Origin of the sequence: Geobacillus thermocatenulatus (assembly GCF_002217655.1) — a bacterium.
In the GTDB taxonomy this organism is placed as follows: domain Bacteria; phylum Bacillota; class Bacilli; order Bacillales; family Anoxybacillaceae; genus Geobacillus; species Geobacillus thermocatenulatus.
In genome coordinates this window covers 824,835-844,788 of record NZ_NEWK01000002.1, presented here as the reverse complement: position 1 = coordinate 844,788, position 19,954 = coordinate 824,835, and the positions used below count along the sequence as shown (strand labels likewise).

At 52.8% G+C, this 19,954-nt stretch carries 21 protein-coding genes; 14 read left to right on the top strand and 7 right to left on the bottom strand.

The window, feature by feature from the left end:
- Positions 1–105 precede the first annotated feature (105 nt).
- Complete coding sequence (locus B9L19_RS13110; RefSeq protein ID WP_011230562.1) at positions 106–348, top strand: hypothetical protein; 243 nt, start codon at positions 106–108, stop codon at positions 346–348.
- Positions 349–373: 25 nt separating this feature from the next.
- On the opposite strand, the gene B9L19_RS13105 is transcribed toward B9L19_RS13110, so the two are convergent.
- Positions 374–754 carry a DUF1885 family protein gene (locus B9L19_RS13105; RefSeq protein WP_025949694.1) on the bottom strand — a complete coding sequence of 127 codons (381 nt, stop codon included), beginning with the start codon at positions 752–754 and terminating at the stop codon, positions 374–376.
- Between the two features lie 198 nt (positions 755–952).
- Between B9L19_RS13105 and B9L19_RS13100 the strand changes: the two genes are divergently transcribed.
- The gene (locus B9L19_RS13100) at positions 953–1,078 is read left to right on the top strand and encodes a GapA-binding peptide SR1P (RefSeq protein WP_025949695.1); all 126 of its coding nucleotides are present in this window, start codon (positions 953–955) and stop codon (positions 1,076–1,078) included.
- A 114-nt stretch (positions 1,079–1,192) separates the two neighbouring features.
- Here B9L19_RS13100 and B9L19_RS13095 read toward each other — a convergent pair whose 3' ends face one another.
- Positions 1,193–2,665, bottom strand: a complete 1,473-nt coding sequence (locus B9L19_RS13095; RefSeq protein ID WP_025949696.1) for an aminotransferase class I/II-fold pyridoxal phosphate-dependent enzyme — start codon at positions 2,663–2,665, stop codon at positions 1,193–1,195.
- Between the two features lie 160 nt (positions 2,666–2,825).
- Between B9L19_RS13095 and B9L19_RS13090 the strand changes: the two genes are divergently transcribed.
- From B9L19_RS13090 to B9L19_RS13080, 3 genes are all read left to right on the top strand, one after another.
- Complete coding sequence (locus B9L19_RS13090) at positions 2,826–3,785, top strand: NAD(P)H-dependent flavin oxidoreductase (RefSeq protein ID WP_011230566.1); 960 nt, start codon at positions 2,826–2,828, stop codon at positions 3,783–3,785.
- Between the two features lie 232 nt (positions 3,786–4,017).
- The gene (locus tag B9L19_RS13085) at positions 4,018–4,233 is read left to right on the top strand and encodes a hypothetical protein (protein WP_172643496.1); all 216 of its coding nucleotides are present in this window, start codon (positions 4,018–4,020) and stop codon (positions 4,231–4,233) included.
- Between the two features lie 105 nt (positions 4,234–4,338).
- Positions 4,339–5,133 (top strand): inositol monophosphatase family protein, encoded by a 795-nt coding sequence (locus B9L19_RS13080; RefSeq protein ID WP_047753398.1) that lies wholly within the window; start codon positions 4,339–4,341, stop codon positions 5,131–5,133.
- A 50-nt stretch (positions 5,134–5,183) separates the two neighbouring features.
- Here the strand turns inward: B9L19_RS13080 and B9L19_RS19070 are convergent, their stop codons facing one another.
- A complete protein-coding gene (locus B9L19_RS19070; protein WP_157832555.1) occupies positions 5,184–5,354 on the bottom strand; it encodes a DUF5325 family protein in 171 nt (56 codons plus the stop codon).
- A gap of 118 nt (positions 5,355–5,472) precedes the next feature.
- Between B9L19_RS19070 and typA the strand changes: the two genes are divergently transcribed.
- From typA to B9L19_RS13065, 3 genes are all read left to right on the top strand, one after another.
- Entirely contained in the window at positions 5,473–7,317 is a 1,845-nt protein-coding gene (typA, locus tag B9L19_RS13075; protein ID WP_047753397.1) for a translational GTPase TypA, read from the top strand.
- Between the two features lie 90 nt (positions 7,318–7,407).
- Positions 7,408–7,716 carry a YlaH-like family protein gene (locus B9L19_RS13070; RefSeq protein ID WP_025949698.1) on the top strand — a complete coding sequence of 103 codons (309 nt, stop codon included), beginning with the start codon at positions 7,408–7,410 and terminating at the stop codon, positions 7,714–7,716.
- Positions 7,713–7,994 (top strand): hypothetical protein, encoded by a 282-nt coding sequence (locus B9L19_RS13065; protein ID WP_025949699.1) that lies wholly within the window; start codon positions 7,713–7,715, stop codon positions 7,992–7,994. Before B9L19_RS13070 ends, B9L19_RS13065 begins: the two co-directional genes overlap by 4 nt.
- Before the next feature lie 58 nt (positions 7,995–8,052).
- Here B9L19_RS13065 and B9L19_RS13060 read toward each other — a convergent pair whose 3' ends face one another.
- Both B9L19_RS13060 and B9L19_RS13055 read right to left on the bottom strand, forming a co-directional pair.
- Positions 8,053–8,253, bottom strand: a complete 201-nt coding sequence (locus tag B9L19_RS13060) for a YlaI family protein (RefSeq protein ID WP_013145887.1) — start codon at positions 8,251–8,253, stop codon at positions 8,053–8,055.
- Between the two features lie 163 nt (positions 8,254–8,416).
- Positions 8,417–9,016, bottom strand: a complete 600-nt coding sequence (locus B9L19_RS13055) for a YhcN/YlaJ family sporulation lipoprotein (protein ID WP_025949700.1) — start codon at positions 9,014–9,016, stop codon at positions 8,417–8,419.
- Between the two features lie 133 nt (positions 9,017–9,149).
- Between B9L19_RS13055 and B9L19_RS13050 the strand changes: the two genes are divergently transcribed.
- Positions 9,150–10,481, top strand: a complete 1,332-nt coding sequence (locus B9L19_RS13050; RefSeq protein WP_011230575.1) for a PhoH family protein — start codon at positions 9,150–9,152, stop codon at positions 10,479–10,481.
- Between the two features lie 185 nt (positions 10,482–10,666).
- Here B9L19_RS13050 and B9L19_RS13045 read toward each other — a convergent pair whose 3' ends face one another.
- A complete protein-coding gene (locus B9L19_RS13045; RefSeq protein ID WP_047753396.1) occupies positions 10,667–11,173 on the bottom strand; it encodes a molybdopterin-binding protein in 507 nt (168 codons plus the stop codon).
- A 161-nt stretch (positions 11,174–11,334) separates the two neighbouring features.
- On the opposite strand from B9L19_RS13045, the gene B9L19_RS13040 reads away from it, so the two are divergent.
- The 3 genes from B9L19_RS13040 (at position 11,335) to pyc (ending at position 16,462) form a co-directional block, all read left to right on the top strand.
- Positions 11,335–11,622: an Fpa/YlaN family protein gene (locus B9L19_RS13040; RefSeq protein ID WP_025949702.1), complete on the top strand. Its 288-nt coding sequence runs from the start codon at positions 11,335–11,337 to the stop codon at positions 11,620–11,622.
- 122 nt (positions 11,623–11,744) lie between these two features.
- Positions 11,745–12,956, top strand: coding sequence for a putative lipid II flippase FtsW (gene ftsW / locus B9L19_RS13035; protein ID WP_025949703.1), 1,212 nt, complete (start codon positions 11,745–11,747; stop codon positions 12,954–12,956).
- A 62-nt stretch (positions 12,957–13,018) separates the two neighbouring features.
- On the top strand, positions 13,019–16,462 hold the full coding sequence (pyc, locus tag B9L19_RS13030; RefSeq protein ID WP_047753395.1) for a pyruvate carboxylase: 3,444 nt from the start codon (positions 13,019–13,021) through the stop codon (positions 16,460–16,462).
- A gap of 77 nt (positions 16,463–16,539) precedes the next feature.
- Here the strand turns inward: pyc and B9L19_RS13025 are convergent, their stop codons facing one another.
- Positions 16,540–17,493: a COX15/CtaA family protein gene (locus B9L19_RS13025; RefSeq protein ID WP_015374340.1), complete on the bottom strand. Its 954-nt coding sequence runs from the start codon at positions 17,491–17,493 to the stop codon at positions 16,540–16,542.
- A 380-nt stretch (positions 17,494–17,873) separates the two neighbouring features.
- On the opposite strand from B9L19_RS13025, the gene cyoE reads away from it, so the two are divergent.
- A complete protein-coding gene (gene cyoE, locus B9L19_RS13020; RefSeq protein ID WP_025949705.1) occupies positions 17,874–18,803 on the top strand; it encodes a heme o synthase in 930 nt (309 codons plus the stop codon).
- 78 nt (positions 18,804–18,881) lie between these two features.
- Positions 18,882–19,952, top strand: coding sequence for a cytochrome c oxidase subunit II (coxB, locus tag B9L19_RS13015; RefSeq protein WP_089113955.1), 1,071 nt, complete (start codon positions 18,882–18,884; stop codon positions 19,950–19,952).
- Positions 19,953–19,954: the final 2 nt, after the last annotated feature.

Below are 19,954 nucleotides of genomic sequence, written 5' to 3'. Positions count from 1 at the left end.
TGTCCAAAGGAGCGGCCTGGTCCATTTCTTGTCCAATTTCCCATACTATTTTCCGCTCTCGCTTCATATCGTTATGGTAAAGAACAAGCGGGAGATGGAGTTGAAATGAAAGCTTACGTTGCATTTTTGATGCAGATGATGATTTGGAGCAGTTTCTCATTGATCGAGTGGCTGTCAGGAAGAGACCGCCTGTTTTTCCGCGGGCTGATGCTGTGCATCTTTATGTACATCGCGTTTTTGCTGGCCCGCCAGCTCGGCTTGGCGACGCGCAAGGCGGCGCTGACGACGATTGGGACGGCGGCGGTGTACTTTGCCGGTCAGCATGTCATTTGGCAGGCCGTTCAATAAAAAACAGCGGTCGAATGCCCGCTGTTTACGCGCTGCCAAACACCATCGTCCGGCCGCTGAACAAGTGCAGTTCACCGCCGAGCGTTTTCGCCAGCCATTTGCTGAATTCATTGGCCTTCCCTTTATCCCCATGCGTCGCCCCCGGCGGCAGTGCGATGTCAATGAATGTCTCTTCTCCAGCTGTTCGCACGGAAATCGCCATCCCTTTGTACAAACGGCCGTCTCCTTGCAAGTAGAGAACTGATTCGTGTATGCGGACCGTATACGGGAAAGCGGCCTGTTCGTACGCCCAACCAAGCTGTTCCCCTGTCTTTTTGAGCGCCATCTGGTAGCGCTCGAGCAGCTGTTTGACGTCCTCGATGGTCATCGTTTTCCCCGCAGGCAGCTTTAGATTGGTGTTCATCATTCCTTTCCCTCCCACCATTTCCATTGCGTTTTTATCCTTATTGTACCATATGTTGGCGGACAATAAATGGAAAAAGAGCGGTTTCAAAAAAGTTCTTTTTTTGTTAAATGTGATATACAAATTGGGATTGACAATTGAAATGTGATATATTATTATGAAATCAACAACCGAATTTATCATCACAAAGGGGTTTTGGGGATGGGCACGATCGTATGTCAAACGTGTGATGCGACGATTGCGTATTTCGAAGATGAAAAAGTGACAACGCTTTATGGGAAATGTGATTGCTGCGAGCACGACCATGAGGGCGGAGAAAAAGAATAAAACGGTCAAACCGATGGGGGAAAGGAACGGATAGAGGCGCGCATGTCGACAAGTCACATGCGCGCCGTTTATTTTGGCAAAAAAGCACAAGCCAGGCAAAACCGGCTTGTGCGATCAGCGGATCGGTTTATATTCCTTAATGACGCGCAACGTCTGCAGCGTGTCGTCTTCCGGCCCTTGGACAGGGAGGCCGGCAGCCAAGTTCGTCTCAATATACTTCAAGTTTTCTTCCGTGATGATTTCGCCTGGAATAAAAATTGGAATGCCAGGCGGATACACCATCACAAATTCGGCGATGATTCGGCCGGCCGATTCGTGAAACGGCACGACTTCCGTTTCGGCGTAAAACGCATCGCGCGGCGTCAAGGCTAGGGCCGGGATGTCCGGAAGGAGCACTTTCGGCTTGACCCCTTTCTCTGCCTGATGGCTGAACTGCTTCGACAAGCGGCGGAGCGCTTCAACGAGCAGGCTCGCCTCCCGTTCGGTATCGCCTGGAGTGATGATGCACAAAATATTGTATAAATCGGAAAGCTCGACTTCAATGTTGTACGTTTCGCGCAGCCACCGTTCGACGTCATGACCGGTCAGCCCAAGCTCTTTAACCGAAATGATGAGCTTTGTCGGATCGTAGTCGTACGTTGCTTCCGTGCCTAAAATCTCTTCGCCGACGCAGTACAAATATGGAATCTCGTTGATTTGCCGGCGCGTCCAGTCGGCGAGTCGAATGGCTTTGTCGATGAGTTCACGCCCTTTCGTCGCCAACTGTTTGCGGGCGACATCAAGCGAAGCGAGCAACAAGTACGACGTTGAAGTCGTCGTCAGCATGCTTAAAATCGCCTGCACGTGTTTCGCGGAGACGAGTCCTTCCCGCACATTCAAAATCGAGCTTTGCGTCAGCGATCCGCCAAGCTTATGGACGCTTGTCGCCGCCATATCGGCGCCCGCTTGCATCGCGGAGAGCGGCAAGTCCTCATGAAAATGAATGTGCACGCCGTGCGCTTCGTCGACAAGCACCGGAACGTTGTACGAGTGGGCGATCTCGACGATTTTTTTCAAATCGCCGGCAATGCCAAAGTACGTCGGGTTGATGACGAGCACCCCTTTGGCGTCCGGGTGCTGGCGGAGCGCTTTTTCCACTGCTTGCGGCGTAATGCCATGGGAAATGCCAAGCTCCTTGTCGATTTCGGGATGAATGAAAATCGGCGTCGCTCCAGAAAAGACAATGGCCGACATGACCGATTTATGGACGTTGCGCGGCACGATGATTTTATCGCCCGGCCCGGCGACCGACATGACCATCGTCATGATGGCGCCGCTCGTTCCTTGCACGGAAAAAAACGTATAATCGGCGCCGAACGCTTCGGCAGCGAGCTCCTGGGCCCGTTTGATCATCCCTTTTGGATGGTGCAAGTCATCGAGCGGGCTGATGTTGATTAAATCAATCGCCAAGGCGTTGTCTCCGATGAAAGCGCGAAACTCCGGATCCATGCCGGCCCCTTTTTTATGGCCGGGGATGTGAAATTGAACCGGATTTTTTTTCATATGCTCCAACAAACCGGTAAACAATGGTGTCTCGAGTTGCGACAATGGTTTTTCACACCTCTTTTTTATCTCGAGGATAAAACAAGTGCATTATAGCATGGATTTTTCTGTTTGCAAAGAAGAAATGAATGGACGCTGAAAAAGGAAAACAGCGGTTCAAGAGAGAAATAAAAGAAAGACAAAGCAAAAAGGGGGCGCTATCGAAATGAAATGGAGAACGAGGGTGACAGAGCTTCTCGGCATTACATATCCGATCATTCAAGGAGGACTCGCTTACTTGGCGTACGCTGATTTGGCCGCAGCGGTCTCGAACGCCGGTGGGCTCGGACAAATTACGGCGATGTCGCTCGATGGACCGGAGCAACTACGCGAGGAAATCCGCAAGGTGAAGGAAAAAACCGATCGGCCGTTCGGCGTCAATTTCGCCATTGGCCAGCACGGCCGCCCGTTTGCTCATATGCTTGAAGCAGCGCTTGATGAGGGGGTGCCGGTCGTTTCGGTCACCGGCGGCAATCCAGCGCCGTTTTTTGAACAATTGAAAGGAACGAACGTGAAAAAGCTCGTGCTCGTTGCCGCCGTCCGCCAGGCAGTGAAAGCAGAGGAGCTCGGTGCTGATGCGGTGATGGTCGTTGGTCAGGAAGGGGGCGGGCATCTCGGCAAATACGATACTGGCACGTTCGTCCTCATTCCGAAAGTCGTTGACTCCGTATCGATTCCGGTCATCGCCTCGGGCGGCATCGCCGATGGACGCGGGTTGATGGCGGCATTGGCGCTTGGAGCGGAAGGGATTGAGATGGGAACGCGGTTTATCGCCACGAAAGAATGCGTTCATGCTCATCCCGCATATAAAGAAATGATTCTTAACGCCACCGAAAACGATACGGTCATCATTAAACGGTCGCTCGGGGCGCCAGGGCGGGTGCTGGCCAACGCCTGGGCGGAAAAAATATTGGAAATCGAGCGCCAAGGCGGTACGTATGATGATTTAAAAGAATATATTAGCGGAGAAGCGAACCGGCGCTTCATTTACGAAGGAAAGGTGGACGAAGGATTCGCTTGGGCTGGGCAGGCGATCGGGCTTATTCACGACGTTCCGTCCGTCGCTGAGTTGTTTGCCCGCATGATCGAAGAGGCGGAACAAATTCGGCGCCGTTGGGCAAACTAACGGTGGAGGTGGAACAATGGGTTATTCCTATCCATTTTCCTACGACTGGTCAACACAAGAAATCATGGATGGCCATAGTTCCCCTGGGATTACCGCTGTGGTATCATTCGAGCCACAATGGAAGCGCGGTAGGTAAACGCACAAATTAGTTGCATACACCCCTTTTTCCACATAATATAATATAAAACAAAATGGAGCAGTACATTCGTGACGGGCGCCGGAAGTTTAGCGGATGATCGAGAAAGGGGTGCGGACGAAGATGAAAAAAACCGCCAATTCGCTGAAGCGGCCAGATGGAGACAAACGCATGGCGGTGTTGCGGCTCGAACTCGATTACGAATTAGCGACGCTGTACGAGGCCATGATGGAAAACGATGAAGAAAAGAAAAAAGAGTGCAAACGGCGGCTTGAAAAGCTGCGCCAAGAACTGATGCGCCTTCAAGTATGATTCTGATTCAAGGCGAACCATCTTTCCGGTTCGTTTTTTTCTTGAGCCGTGTCCGCCCCCGTTCCGGTTGCGATCTATACATAACTGAAGGCAGGAGGAATCAATATGGCAGAAAAATGGGAAGAAATCGACCGATACGCCCGGCAATGGATCGACGAAGCAGGAAAGCGCATCCGCACCTCGTTTGCCAAACAGCTGACGGTGGAAGCGAAAGAGAACCCGAACGACTTAGTGACGAACGTTGACCGCGCCATTGAGCAATTTTTCGCCGAGCACATCCGCCGCCAGTTCCCTAGCCACCGCCTGTTGGGGGAAGAAGGATTTGGCGACCGGATCGATGCCTTGGACGGCGTTGTTTGGGTGATTGACCCGATCGACGGCACGATGAATTTCGTTCATCAGCGGCGCCATTTTGCTGTATCGATCGGCATTTTTGAAGACGGCATCGGGCAGCTCGGCTACGTGTATGACGTCGTGTTTGACGAACTGTATGCGGCGCAAAAAGGGCGGGGGGTGTTTTTGAACGGGGAGCCACTCGGCCTCCTGCAGCCCGCGCCAGTGGCGGAGTCGATCATCGCCATCAACGGGACATGGCTCATGGAAAACAAGCGCCTCGACCATCGCCCGCTCATGAGGCTGGCGAAAGAGGCGCGCGGCACGCGCTCGTATGGTTCAGCGGCGCTTGAGCTCGCGTATGTTGCCGCCGGCCGTTTGGACGCCTACATTTCTCCGCGCCTGTCGCCGTGGGATTTCGCCGGCGGGATGATTTTGATTGAAGAAGCGGGCGGAATGGTGACGACCCTTGACGGGAAGCCGCTGGATCTGCTTGGCCGCAATTCGGTGCTTGCTGCGAAACCTGGGGTGCACGAAGAAATTTTGCGGCGCTATCTTCACGATTGATGAGGCGCGAAATCGCGAAAACGGGACAAGCTGGATGCTTGTCCCGTTTTTCAACGCGTCCGTTTTTTATGGGCGAACCCGGCGCCCATGGCGGCGATCAAGATGAGCGTGGAAGCGGCGATGCCGATCAAACTTTGCTCGGCGATGAAGACGCCGATCGCCATGATGGCGGCGACGGCAAGAATGGCGAGCAACAGCGGTACAGGCTCGATCCGTTTCATTGGGTTGACTCCTTTCTGGCAAAGTGGGCGTCTTTTTTTAGTGTACCGGAAAACATGCCGATTTTCTATCGGTTGTGATATAATAGACAAGCAGTTTGCCGAACAGGAGTGACCGACATTGACGAACAGACGAATCGATCTTCGCAATATCGCGATCATCGCTCACGTCGACCATGGGAAAACGACGCTCGTTGACCAGCTGCTTCGGCAGTCAGGGACGTTCCGCGAAAACGAACAAGTCGCGGAGCGGGCGCTTGACCGCAACGATTTGGAGCGGGAGCGCGGCATTACGATTTTGGCAAAAAACACTGCTGTCTTGTATAAAGGAACGCGCATCAACATTTTGGACACGCCGGGACACGCTGATTTCGGAGGGGAAGTGGAGCGGATCATGCGCCTTGTCGACGGCGTCTTGCTTGTCGTCGATGCGTATGAAGGCTGCATGCCGCAGACGCGGTTTGTGCTGAAAAAGGCGCTTGAGCAGCAGCTTGTGCCGATCGTCGTCGTCAACAAAATCGACCGCGAATTTGCTCGGCCGGCGGAAGTCGTTGATGAGGTGCTCGACCTGTTTATCGAACTTGGTGCTTCTGAGGAGCAGCTCGAGTTTCCAGTCGTGTACACATCGGCGCTGCGCGGGACGGCAAGCCTCGATCCGGATCGCCAGGATGGTGACATGACCGCCTTGTTTGAGACGATCATCGAGCATATTCCGGCGCCGGCGGACAACCGCAACGAACCGTTGCAGTTTCAAGTGGCGCTGCTCGACTATAATGAATATGTCGGACGCATCGGCATCGGCCGCATTTTCCGCGGCACGATGAAAACAGGCCAGCAAGTCGCTCTCTTAAAGCGCGACGGTGCCGTCAAGATGTTTCGTGTCACGAAGTTGTTTGGTTTTATTGGGTTGAAGCGGATTGAGATTGAAGAAGCGCACGCTGGCGACATCGTCGCGGTCGCCGGGATGGAGGACATCAATGTCGGTGAAACGGTTTGCCCGCCCGATCATCAAGAGCCGCTGCCGCCGCTTCACATCGATGAGCCGACGTTGAAAATGACGTTTCTCGTCAACAACAGCCCGTTTGCGGGGCGCGAAGGCAAATACGTGACGGCGAGAAAGCTGGAGGAGCGGCTTCGCACCCAGCTGGAGACCGATGTCAGTCTGCGCGTTGAGCCGACCGAGTCGCCGGATGCGTGGATTGTCTCCGGCCGCGGGGAGCTTCATTTGGCGATTTTGATTGAAAGCATGCGCCGCGAAGGATACGAACTGCAAGTATCGAAGCCGGAAGTCATTCTAAAAGAGATTGACGGTGTCACGTGCGAGCCGATCGAGCGGGTCGTCATGGACATCCCGGAGGAATATACGGGAGCGATCATGGAGTCGCTCGGCAGCCGCAAGGGCGAGCTCGTCGATATGGTGCACGGCGACAATGGGCAAGTGCGTCTCGTCTTCCTTGTGCCGTCGCGTGGCTTGATCGGCTATCGGAGTGAATTTATGTCGTTGACGCGCGGATATGGAATTTTAAACCATTCGTTTGACCATTATGCCCCCGTGCAGCCTGGCGCCATCGGCGGCCGCCGCCAAGGGGTGCTCGTCTCGATGGAAACCGGAAAGGCGACGGCTTACAGCATCATGCAACTTGAGGATCGCGGCACCATTTTTGTTGAGCCGGGTACTGAAGTGTACGAAGGGATGATCGTCGGCGAGCATAACCGCGAAAACGACCTCGTCGTCAACATTTGCCGCGAAAAACATGTCACCAACATGCGTTCATCGACGAAAGAGCAGACGGTGACGATGAAAAAGCCGCGTCTGTTGACGCTTGAAGAAGCGCTCGAGTATTTGAATGATGATGAATATTGTGAGGTGACGCCAGCCTCGATCCGGTTGCGCAAAAAAATCTTGAATAAAAGCGAGCGTGAAAAGGCGGAGAAGAAAAAGAAAGCGGTTGAGCAGGCGAAATAGCCGGAAGCGCCATGCGCGCGTCCTTGGTTTGCGAACAATCGAAAACGCCTTGGAGAAGGGCGTTATTAGGATGAACAGGAGGGGAATGGTGTGAATGTGCTCGAACGGCTCACGTTTTTCGCCTCGCTTTATAAGGTGCACGATCATCCCGAGCGCGGTATGTGGCTATTGTATGTGACAGTGTTGTTGCTTGCCGCGCTTGTGTATCGCCTCGGTTTTGCCCGCCGCCTGCCGCTGTTGAAAAACGTCATCATTTACGTCTTGCTGGCGCTTGGCTGCACGGTTTTGACCTTTTTTGCCGTCTTTTTGCCGGTGGCAGAAGGATTGGCCGTCACCGCCCTCGTATTAATCATTTATAAAGTGCGCCTGAAGCAGGCGAAAGAGGGAGAAAAGTCATGAAATCCGTGCAGGATGCCCTTTATAACTGGCTGACGATCCACATCGTCGCTAAAGCCCGTCCGCACGATGCGGCGGCGCGCGATACGGCCTCGTTTTTCCGCGCCATCTTGGAAAACGACTTTGGTGTGACGGCCGTAGACGCCGTCAAAGATGAAACGAATGGGCAATATATTGTCGAATATGTGCGCGGCGGGGAAACAAAGGCGGCGCGTTTCCCGCTTGAGCTGGCTGAGGCGATGTGGCGGCAGATCGAAGCCGAGCCGGAAAAGTATGGATGATGACAACCAAAAAGGCGCGGAAAAGCGATCGCTCTTCCGCACCGTTTTTTTTGCGGGATCACCAATCATCGTCTGCGCGGCGGCCGCGATAGAAGCGGAACTTTCCTGTTGCCAGCCGCTGTTTCGTTTTTTCGGTGATGCGGTCGTGGCATTCGCGGCACATGTACGTGTGGATCGGGCGGTTGCGCAGCCGCTTGGCGAGCGGCGATTCATCGTCGATCGTATCGATTTGGTCGCAAAGCACGCATTTGACTCTCATTGTTCACCTCAATACATCCAAACGCGAAATGGTAGAGTATTCTTTCGCTCCCATTATACCACATTTCCCGCCCTCGTTTGTTGATTCAAATGCATTTCACTCCCCCGCTTTCCTCGGAAATGAGCCGCGCTTTCTGTTCCATTATAATTCACACAGAAACCGTTTATCGATTTAAATGTTCATTCGATTGCTTGTTTTGCTGTTCGTTCAGTTGCCGCTCCTCCCGTTCGTTCAGCTGTCCGTCATTTTCTTCGGTCGGCTTCGGCGTCGTTTCAAATAGGTCGCTTGGCACTTCCGGCATCACTCGTCCGACGATGTCGGCGATTTCGTTCATGAACGCTTGCACCGGCCTCCCCTCATCGATTTGCCGGCCGATGTTGCGCACGCGGGTGTAAAGATCTGGGTCAGCGACAATAATAGCGTTCGCACCGTACGGATCTTTTTGCAATGCTTCGGCGACGGAATATTTGATGGTGCCGACGCGCGAGGCATCCATATTGGCGCCGACGTCAATGCCGACGATGGCATATTTGCCGACGACGATCGCGGCGGCATTGTGAACGTTTGGAACTCGGTCGGCGATTTCCGCCAGCCGGCGGGCGATCTCTTGCCCGGATTTGTTCTCGACGTGTTCATCGACCGTATTTTTGACACGCACGAGTGAACGATTGGGCTCGTTCGCTTCATGATCGTTTCCAAACGCGCAGCCGCTGAAAATCAAAAGAGGAAGGAAGAAAACGGCGAGCCAGCAGTTTCTCTTCATAATGGGCCACCTCGACTTTTTTTCTTTAGTTTGCAAATGTCCTTCTATCTTTATACATGTTTTCATATGTTGTATTACAGCCATTCCCATCCAACGGAAAAACGTGAAAAACTCACATGGGGGGAAGCGGAATTTGGGAAAAAAAATTTACGTGCTCGATACGAACGTGCTGTTGCAAGATCCGTATTCGATTTTCGCGTTTGAGGATAATGAGGTCGTCATTCCAGCGGTCGTGCTTGAGGAAGTGGATTCGAAAAAACGGTATATGGATGAAATTGGTAGAAATGCCCGCCAAGTGTCAAAGCTCATCGACCGTCTGCGCGAAAACGGCAAGCTGCATGAAAAAATTCCGCTTGAAAACGGAGGGGCGCTGCGCATTGAGTTGAACCATCGTTCGTTTCATCAACTGCAAGAAATTTTTGTGGAAAAAACAAATGACAACCGCATTCTGGCGGTGGCGAAAAATTTATCGCTTGAAGAGCAGGCGAAGGAAGATGGACGCTCCGTCATTTTGGTGAGCAAAGATGCGCTCGTGCGCGTCAAAGCGGATGCCATCGGGCTGCAGGCAGAAGACTTTTTAAGCGACCGCGTCGTTGATGTCGACCATATTTACAGCGGATTTTTGGAGCTGTACATAGGAAAGGACCACCTGCAGCGATTTTACGACAAAGGGGAGCTCGTGCTCGCCGATATCGCCGATCACCCGTTTTATCCGAACCAGTTCATTATTATGAAAGACGCGTTTGGCAGCTCGGCGTCAGCAATTGGCATTGTCGACCAAAACGGCAAAAAAGTGAAAAAGCTCATCTTCCATCACGAACATATATGGGGCATTCGCCCGCGCAACGTGCAGCAGACGATGGCGTTTGAGCTTCTCATGCGCGACGACATTCCGCTTGTGACGCTCATCGGCAAAGCTGGAACGGGCAAGACGTTGCTTGCCCTTGCCGCGGGGTTGATGCAAACGGAAGATTTGCGCACATACAAAAAATTGCTCGTCGCTCGGCCGATTGTGCCGATGGGGAAAGATCTCGGCTTTCTGCCGGGGGAAAAGGAAGAAAAGCTGCGCCCGTGGATGCAGCCGATTTTTGACAACTTGGAATACTTGTTCAACACGAAAAAACCGGGGGAGCTCGATGCGATTTTAGCCGGCATGAGCTCGATTGAAGTGGAGGCGCTCACGTACATCCGCGGCCGGAGCCTGCCGGAGCAGTTTATCATCATTGATGAGGCGCAAAATTTAACGAAGCATGAAGTGAAGACGATTTTGACGCGCGTCGGGGAGAAAAGCAAAATCATTTTAATGGGCGATCCGGAACAGATCGACCATCCGTATTTGGATGAATATAACAACGGGTTGACGTACGTCGTCGAAAAGTTTAAAGACCAAAAAATCGCCGGTCATATCCGGCTCGTCAAAGGGGAGCGTTCGGCGCTCGCCCAGCTTGCCGCTGATTTGCTGTAGCTAGGCGTTCCTCAGAGCATCCGCCGTTAAAGAACGGGTGCCAGGCGCGCGGCCTGGCGCCGCGAACGTTTCGAAAGGCGCCCGCCGCCTGGGGAGCTGTGGAAAATATCTGGGTTCCAAGCGCTTGAGGCGGTTGAAGGCGTCAAAAGCTCAAACACCGGGCCGCCCCTTCATGGGGCGCCCGGTCATCGGACGACGAGCCGACGCACATGAGTAATCGGCGCCTCGCGGTTGGAGCCGTCGCCAAAATAAATGTGCACCGGACCGTCGTCGCTTAGCGGTTTTCCGTTTTGGGAAAAAGCGAAAATCAGGTCGTACGCCTTTTCCAGAGGGATCACGGTTTCTCCATGTTCCGTCTCAATGACAAGTTCAGACGCGTCTTCATGCGGCTCAGCGTTTCGCAAAAATGGGGCGAACGGCATGCCGAACGAGCCGGTGATGATGTTCTCCTTCAAAAAGCGCCGCTCCGTTTTCAACGTCGGCGGAAAAACCGCGCCCTCTTGAATTTCCCGGTCCCAAAATGCCGACAGCTTTTTGATTTCCTCGTCCTCTTGCTCCGCTTCCGTCGGCTGTGGAGCCGGCTCCGAAAAATACGCATCCATGTCCACTTTCCGGTCGTCGAAAATCCAGACGCCGGGGTCAAGCGTGATCGTAAACTTCACCTTTCCTGTCAGCACAATAATATCGTTCATGAAACACCTCTCCTCTGCATGTTCCCACCGTTTTTAGTATAATAATAACGAAAGAGCTTGTCATGTTCCAGGCGGGTTGCTGTCAACGGTTTCAACTTGCAAAATGGCTTGTTTCACGTTAAGATGTAAAGAAGGATAGGGGAGAGAACGGAGGGATCGATGTGACGGACGAATCGATGAGCTATCGGGAGAAGGCGTACGCGCTTTTACAAGCGGATGCAGAGAAGATCATCCAACTCATCCGCGTGCAAATGGACCATTTGACGATGCCGCAATGTCCGGTGTATGAAGAAGTGCTTGACACGCAAATGTTCGGTTTGTCACGGGAAGTTGATTTTGCAGTGCGCCTCGGGCTTGTGGAGGCGAAAGACGGAAAAGCGCTCCTTGACCGGCTTGAGCGCGAACTTTCCGCGTTGCACGAGGCCGTGGCCAAAAAGCGCGTGCGATAAGAATATAAGGCAACTCAAACGATTGGCACACCATCGTTTGAGTTTTTCTGTTTTTCGGCAGGAAAACAGCGCGCCGCTGCGAATGATTTTAAGTACATATATGTTCACAGGGAAGAGGAACGATGGAACGACAATTATGGAAAAAAGTATTGAAGTGCTATGATTATCCGCTGATCGCTACGGTCATCATGCTGTCGTTGTTCGGATTGATTATGGTGTACAGCTCGAGCATGGTCACCGCCGTCATCCGCTTTGAAGTGCCAAGCGACTATTTTTACGAGCGGCAAAAACTGTGGCTGATTGCCGGATTCATCGCGTTCGCCATCATGATGGCGATTCCCTATAAAGTGTGGCGGGCGGAGCGATGGGTGAAACTCGTCTTTTTTGCTTCTCCATTGATGCTGATCGCCGTCGCTTTTCTCGGCCATACGGCCAACAACGCAACAAGCTGGTTTCGCGTCGGGGCACTCTCGATCCAACCGGCGGAGCTCGCGAAGCTCGGCCTGATTTTATACTTGGCCGCAGCGTTCGCCAACAAGCGGAAGCGGCTGGCCGAGCCGGCGAAAAGCAATTTGTTCCCCATTTATTATACATTGGTGATTTGTTTCCTGATTGCCATACAGCCTGACTTCGGAACGGCGGCGATCGTGTTTGCCATCGCGATGTGCATCATTGTTTCGTCCGGCTTGCGCCTCACGTTGCTTCTCAAGCAGATGCTTTTTTTTGTGTTGATCGCGACTGTGCTGTCACCCATGTGGCTTCCGGTGATAGGAAAAAAGATTTTTTCCCCTGAACGGTTGGGACGGATTTACAGCTTTTTGGATCCCTTTCAATACGCAAATGGCGATGGCTACCAGCTCGTGAATTCGTATTTGGCGATCGGGCTTGGCGGGCTGAAAGGAGTGGGGCTTGGCAAAGGCATTCAAAAATACGGCTACCTGCCAGAGTCGCACACCGATTTTATTATGGCGGTCATCGCCGAAGAGCTCGGCTTATTTGGTGTAGCGTTCACGCTTGGGTTATTGGCGTTTATCGTGCTGCGCGGGCTTTGGATTGCCCGCCGCTCCCACGATGCGTTTGGGAGCCTGCTTGCGATCGGCATCTCCGTCATGATCGGCTTTCAAACGTTCATTAACGTTGGTGGGGTCGTTGGCCTTATTCCGATTACAGGGGTGCCGCTGCCGCTTGTCAGCTACGGGGGAACGTCGCTTGTCCTGACCATGGCTTCGCTCGGGCTTTTGGTGAACATTTCGATGTTTGCAAAGTACGAACAACGGTATAAAAAAGCGGAAAAAACGATGGTCAGCAAACAGAAAAGAGGTCTGACTTTTTAGAAAGTGTATTTACAAATCGGCAAAACTTTTATACTTTTATTAAATAAAGGAGGAGGGACAGAATGAGGACAAGACGAATTCGCAAAGTGCTGGCAGCCAACCGTGGAGAGATCGCCATTCGCGTTTTCCGCGCCTGCACGGAGCTTGATATCCGCACCGTGGCGATTTATTCGAAGGAAGACGCCGGATCGTACCATCGCTACAAAGCGGATGAGGCGTATTTAGTCGGGGAAGGGAAAAAGCCGATCGAAGCCTACTTGGACATCGAAGGCATCATTGAGATCGCCAAAGCCCACGATGTCGATGCCATCCACCCGGGATATGGGTTTTTGTCGGAAAACATTCAATTTGCCAAACGGTGCCGGGAAGAGGGGATTATTTTCATCGGCCCGAACGAAGAACATTTGGATATGTTCGGCGATAAAGTGAAAGCGCGGCATGCGGCCATGAAGGCGGGCATTCCGGTCATCCCGGGCAGCAATGGACCGGTCGGCGGCCTTGAAGACGTCGTCCGCTTTGCTGAGACGCACGGATACCCGATCATCATTAAAGCGGCGCTTGGCGGCGGCGGCCGGGGCATGCGCATCGTCCGCTCGAAGTCAGAAGTGAAGGAAGCGTTTGAGCGGGCTAAGTCGGAAGCGAAAGCAGCGTTTGGCAGCGATGACGTTTATGTTGAAAAGCTGGTCGAAAAGCCGAAGCATATTGAAGTGCAAATTTTGGGCGACCACGAAGGAAACATCGTTCACCTTTATGAACGCGACTGCTCGGTGCAGCGCCGCCATCAAAAAGTCGTGGAAGTCGCGCCAAGCGTCTCGTTGTCGGACGAGCTGCGCGAGCGCATTTGCGAGGCGGCGGTCCGGCTCATGAGAAGCGTCGGCTACGTCAACGCCGGCACGGTTGAGTTTCTCGTCTCCGGAGACGAGTTTTATTTCATCGAAGTCAATCCGCGCATCCAAGTTGAGCATACGATCACCGAAATGATCACCGGGATTGACATCGTCCAGTCGCAAATTTTAATCGCCGACGGATTTTCGCTCCACAGCCCGGAAGTCGGCATTCCAAAGCAGGAGGACATCCGCATCAACGGCTACGCCATTCAGTCGCGGGTGACGACGGAAGACCCGCTCAACAACTTTATGCCGGATACGGGGAAAATTATGGCGTACCGTTCCGGCGGCGGTTTTGGCGTGCGCTTGGATGCCGGCAATGGCTTCCAAGGGGCGGTTATTACGCCGTATTACGATTCGCTGCTCGTGAAAGTGTCGACATGGGCGTTGACGTTTGAGCAGGCGGCAAGAAAAATGCTGCGCAACTTGCGCGAATTCCGCATCCGCGGCATTAAAACGAACATTCCGTTTTTGGAAAACGTCGTTCAGCATCCGAAATTTTTGTCGGGGGAATATGATACGTCATTTATCGATACGACGCCGGAATTGTTTGTATTCCCGCGCCGGAAAGACCGTGGGACGAAAATGTTGACGTACATCGGCACGGTGACGGTCAACGGCTTCCCTGGCATCGGCAAAAAGAAAAAGCCGGTGTTTGACAAACCGCGCGTGCCGAAGGTGAGCCAAACGGAGCCGATCCCAGCGGGAACGAAGCAAATGTTGGACGAACGCGGACCTGAAGGGCTTGTTCGCTGGATTCAAGAGCAATCGCGTGTTTTGCTGACGGATACGACGTTCCGCGACGCTCATCAGTCGTTGTTGGCGACCCGCGTCCGCACGATCGACTTGTTGCGGATCGCTGAGCCGACGGCGCGTTTGCTGCCCAACTTATTCTCGCTTGAGATGTGGGGCGGGGCGACGTTTGATGTGGCATACCGCTTTTTGAAAGAAGATCCGTGGGACCGCCTGTTGAAGCTGCGCGAGCGCATCCCGAACGTGCTGTTCCAGATGCTTCTTCGCTCCGCCAACGCCGTAGGGTATAAAAACTATCCCGACAACGTCATCCGCGAGTTCGTTGAAAAATCGGCGCAAGCCGGCATTGATGTGTTCCGCATTTTCGACAGCCTAAACTGGGTGAAAGGGATGACGGTGGCGATCGATGCCGTCCGGCAAAGCGGCAAAATCGCCGAGGCGGCGATTTGCTATACAGGCGATATTTTGGACCCGAACCGGCCGAAGTACAATTTGGATTATTACAAAGCCTTGGCGAAAGAGCTCGAGCAAGCCGGAGCGCACATTTTAGGCATTAAGGATATGGCCGGCCTGTTGAAGCCGCAGGCGGCGTATGTGCTCATTTCCGCTCTCAAGGAAACGGTCGACATTCCGATCCATTTGCATACGCACGATACGAGCGGCAACGGCATTTACACGTACGCCAAAGCGATCGAAGCCGGCGTCGATATTGTCGATGTCGCCGTCAGCTCGATGGCCGGCTTGACGTCGCAGCCGAGCGCCAATACGCTCTACTATGCCCTTGAAGGAACGGAGCGGGCGCCGGAGGTCGATATTTACGGCCTTGAGCAGTTGGCCCGCTATTGGGAAGACGTGCGCAAATTTTATCAGGAGTTTGAAAGCGGCATGAATGCGCCGCATACGGAAGTATATATGCATGAGATGCCAGGCGGCCAGTACAGCAACCTGCAACAGCAGGCGAAAGCGGTCGGCCTCGGCGATCGGTGGGATGAAGTGAAAGAAATGTACCGCCGCGTCAACGACTTGTTCGGCGACATCGTCAAAGTGACGCCATCATCGAAAGTCGTCGGCGACATGGCGCTTTATATGGTGCAAAACAATTTGACGGAGCAAGACATTTTTGAACGCGGCGAAACGCTTAATTTCCCAGACTCGGTCGTGGAGTTTTTCGAAGGCTATTTAGGCCAGCCGCATGGCGGGTTTCCGAAAGAGTTGCAGCGCATTATTTTGAAAGGGCGCGAACCGATCACCGTTCGCCCGGGCGAGCTGCTTGAGCCGGTTGATTTCGAGCAAATCAAGCGGGAGCTGTATGACAAGCTCGGCCGCGAAGTGACCGACTTTGACGTCATTGCCTATGCGCTTTATCCGAAAGTGTTTTTGGAATATGCCGAAACGGTCGAAAAATACGGCGATATTTCCGTGCTCGATACACCGACGTTCCTGTACGGCATGCGCCTCGGCGAGGAAATTGAAGTGGAGATTGAGCGTGGGAAAACGCTCATCGTCAAACTCGTCTCCATCGGCCAGCCTCAGGCGGACGGCACACGCGTCGTTTACTTCGAGCTGAACGGCCAGCCGCGCGAAGTCATCATCCGCGATGAAAGCATCAAAGCGGCCGTTGCTGAGCGCATCAAGGCCGATCGGACGAATCCGAACCACATTGCCGCCACGATGCCGGGCACGGTAGTGAAAGTGCTCGTGGAGAAAGGGGAAAAAGTCGACAAAGGCGACCATTTGATGGTAACGGAAGCCATGAAGATGGAAACGACGGTGCAGGCGCCGTTTGCCGGCATTGTCAAAGACATTTACGTCAAAAGCGGCGACGCCATTCAGGCGGGCGATTTGCTGATTGAGCTGTCCAAATGAAACGGTCTATACCGAACAAAAAAAAGGGGTGCCCAAGTTTTGGCGGGCATCCCTTTTTGTTTGCGGATGGATGGCCGTCATTTCAACGTGGCCGGCGCCGCTTCCTCGGCTGAGTGGTCGGCGGCTTTTACCGGCGCGCGGCGGGTGCGGAGCGCCAAGAGCAATAAATAGCTGAGCACGCCGAACAGGCAGGAAATGAAAAAGGCATGCGCCAAGGCAATGTATAAATTCAGCTGCGTAAAAACGACAAGCGCTCCGGTTGTCATTTGCGCGAGCACGAGCAAAAGAGCGATGAGCCATCCGTAGTAGATGACCGGCTGTTCGCGATAATGACGCACAGCGTGTATGGCGGCAGCAGCGATCCAAATGATGATGACAAGAGCGGCCAATCGATGACCCATCTGCACCCATTCATGAAACTGAGCCGGGAGGAGGCGCGTTTTCGCGCAAAGCGGCCAGCTCGGACAGGCGAGGCTGGCGTTCGTATGGCGCACGAGCGCCCCGGTGTAGACGACGATGTATGAGTATATGGTGATGCCGTAAATATGAAACCGCATTTTGCCGTCAAGCGAAAGGGAAGCGGCGGAAAACGTTTTGTCGATTTCAAAAATCAATAGCGTCAACAGCAGCACAGCGGCAAACGAAATGAGCGAAATGCCGAAATGCAAGGCGAGGACGAAATCGGACTGCCCCCACACGACCGCGGCGGCGCCGATCAGCCCTTGCAAGACGAGAAAGACAAACGATATGACAGCTAAAAACTTTGTCTCCCGCACATGGCCAATGGCTCTCCACGCCCAGATGGAAAGGATGAGCACCATGATGCCGGCAAAGCCGGAAACGAGTCGATGGCTCAGCTCGATGATGAGCTCAGGCGTAATCTGATCCGGCACCCATTGGCCGTTGCACAGCGGCCATGATCGGCCGCACCCCATGCCGGAGCCGGTTTTGGTCACAAGCGCTCCACCAATTAAAACAAACAACATTGCCAACGTGGTTGCCGAGGCGAACCATTTCAGTGAACGTTGCAAAATCTTCACCTTCTTGTATTGAGAAACTGTGATTTTGTCCATATTAGTAAAGTGATGGATTTTATTGCAGCCAACCGTGCTGCCAAGCCAAATCTATTTTACACGATGGCAGCCGGAAACACAAAATGACGTTTGCATATTGAATAAGTCGATTAAGTTTGCTAGAAATATTAATGGGACAAGCGAATGAGCCGTTTTGGGTGCGCGCATTCAAAAATTTGACACAAATTATTCAAAAAAAGTTCACATGATGAGGAAAAAATGTGATTTAATATAAAGAGGAAACAGCCCGTTTTGGCTATTTGGCGTTGGAAAGAATTTCAGGCAACATCACGGCGCCGGCCGGGCAAGGAGCGGCGCAGCGAGGAGGAACAGGAGACATGGCCGAATTGAAAGCGGTGCACCAGGATGCGGCCGATGCCGGTCATCGCTCGCATGTGAGCGTCAAGACAGTTTGGAGAGAGTTATCGTCTGTTGTGAAAATCGGAATCGTCAATTCGAATTTGATTACGACGTTCGCCGGGATGTGGCTGGCGTTTTATTTTACTGGGGAACACTTTTTGGAGAACCTGCATCTTGTTTTTTTCACGCTGTTTGGGGCAGCGCTTGTCATCGCGGGTTCATGTGCGATCAACAACTACATTGACCGCGACATTGATCAATATATGGAGCGAACGAAAGCACGCCCGACCGTCACCGGGACGATGGATCCGCGGCGGGTGCTTTGGCTTGGGATTGGTCTTGTCGCAATCGGCGAGATGAGCCTGCTTATGACAACGGTTACGGCTGCTGTCGTTGGATTGATCGGTATGGTGACATACGTCTTTTTCTATACGCTTTGGACGAAGCGCCATTACACGATCAACACCGTTGTCGGCAGCATTTCCGGCGCGGTGCCGCCGGTGATCGGCTGGACGGCGGTTGATCCGGATTTCCATATTGTTCCGTTCATCCTGTTTTTAATCATGTTTTTGTGGCAGCCGCCGCACTTTTTGGCGTTGGCGATGAAGCGGTGTGAAGAATACCGCACCGCCGGCATCCCGATGCTGCCGGTCGTCCATGGATTCGCCATGACGAAGCGGCAAATCATCGTTTGGGTGGCGTGTTTGCTGCCGTTGCCGTTTTACTTGTTCTCGCTTGGTGTTCCATTTTTAGTCGTGGCCACGCTGCTCAATGTCGGCTGGCTGCTGCTGGGATTAGCGGGTTTGAAAATGAAAGATGACATCAAATGGGCGAAGTGGATGTTCGTCTATTCGCTCAACTATTTGACCATTTTGTTCGTGGCAATGGTCATCGCTACGATTTGGTGAGCAGGTTAAAATTCTTTCTTTGTGAAAGAATTGACATACACATTTATCCATCAAAGGAAAGAGGGGTTTGATTAGGCTATGAACAAGGGGCTCTGTAACTGGCGCTTATTTTCCCTGTTCGGGATGATGGCGCTGTTGCTCGCCGGCTGCGGCAAGCCGTTTTTATCGACGCTCCAGCCCGCCGGTGAAGTAGCGGACATGCAGTATTCGCTCATGTTGTTGAGCACATCGATCATGGTGCTCGTCATTGTCGTCGTGGCGATCATCTTCGTTTACGTTGTCATCCGCTTCCGGCGGCGCAAGGGGGAAGAAAACAAAATCCCGAAGCAAGTGGAAGGAAGTCATAAGCTGGAAATTATTTGGACTGTCATTCCGATCATCCTCTTGCTCATTTTGGCTGTGCCGACGGTATTGACTACATTTAAACTCGCCGACGTCAAGGCGATGAACGACAAAAAACGCGATAAGAATACAGTTGTCGTCAATGTTCGCGCCAACCAATACTGGTGGGAGTTTGAATATCCAGATTACGGCATTATCACGAGCCAAGACTTGGTTGTGCCGACGAATGAAAAAGTGTATTTCAACTTGATTGCGTCGGATGTCAAACATTCGTTCTGGATTCCGGCGGTCGGCGGCAAAATGGATACGAACACGGACAACAAAAACCAATTTTGGCTTGTTTTTGATCAAAAAGCGACCGATAAAGCCGGCGGCGTCTTTTACGGCAAATGTGCGGAGCTTTGCGGTCCGTCCCATGCGCTGATGGATTTTAAAGTTCGGCCGTTGCCGCGCGACCAATTTGACGCCTGGGTGAAAAAGATGCAAAATGCGAAAAAACCGGTTGTCACTGATCCGGTCGCCAAAGAAGGGGAAGCGATTTTCAATAAAAGCTGTATTGGCTGTCATGCGGTGACGCCTCTTGATAAGCGTCCGGCGCAAGCGCGCACAGCGCCGAACTTGGCGGATTTTGGCGATCGCGAACGAATTGCCGGTATTTTGGAACATAATGAAGAAAATCTAAAAAAATGGCTGAGAGACCCGAACAGCGTGAAGCCTGGAAATAAAATGGCGGGTACATACGGCCACTTGACGGAAGAGCAAATTGACGCATTGACGAAATATTTGATGAGCTTAAAAGTGGAATAAAG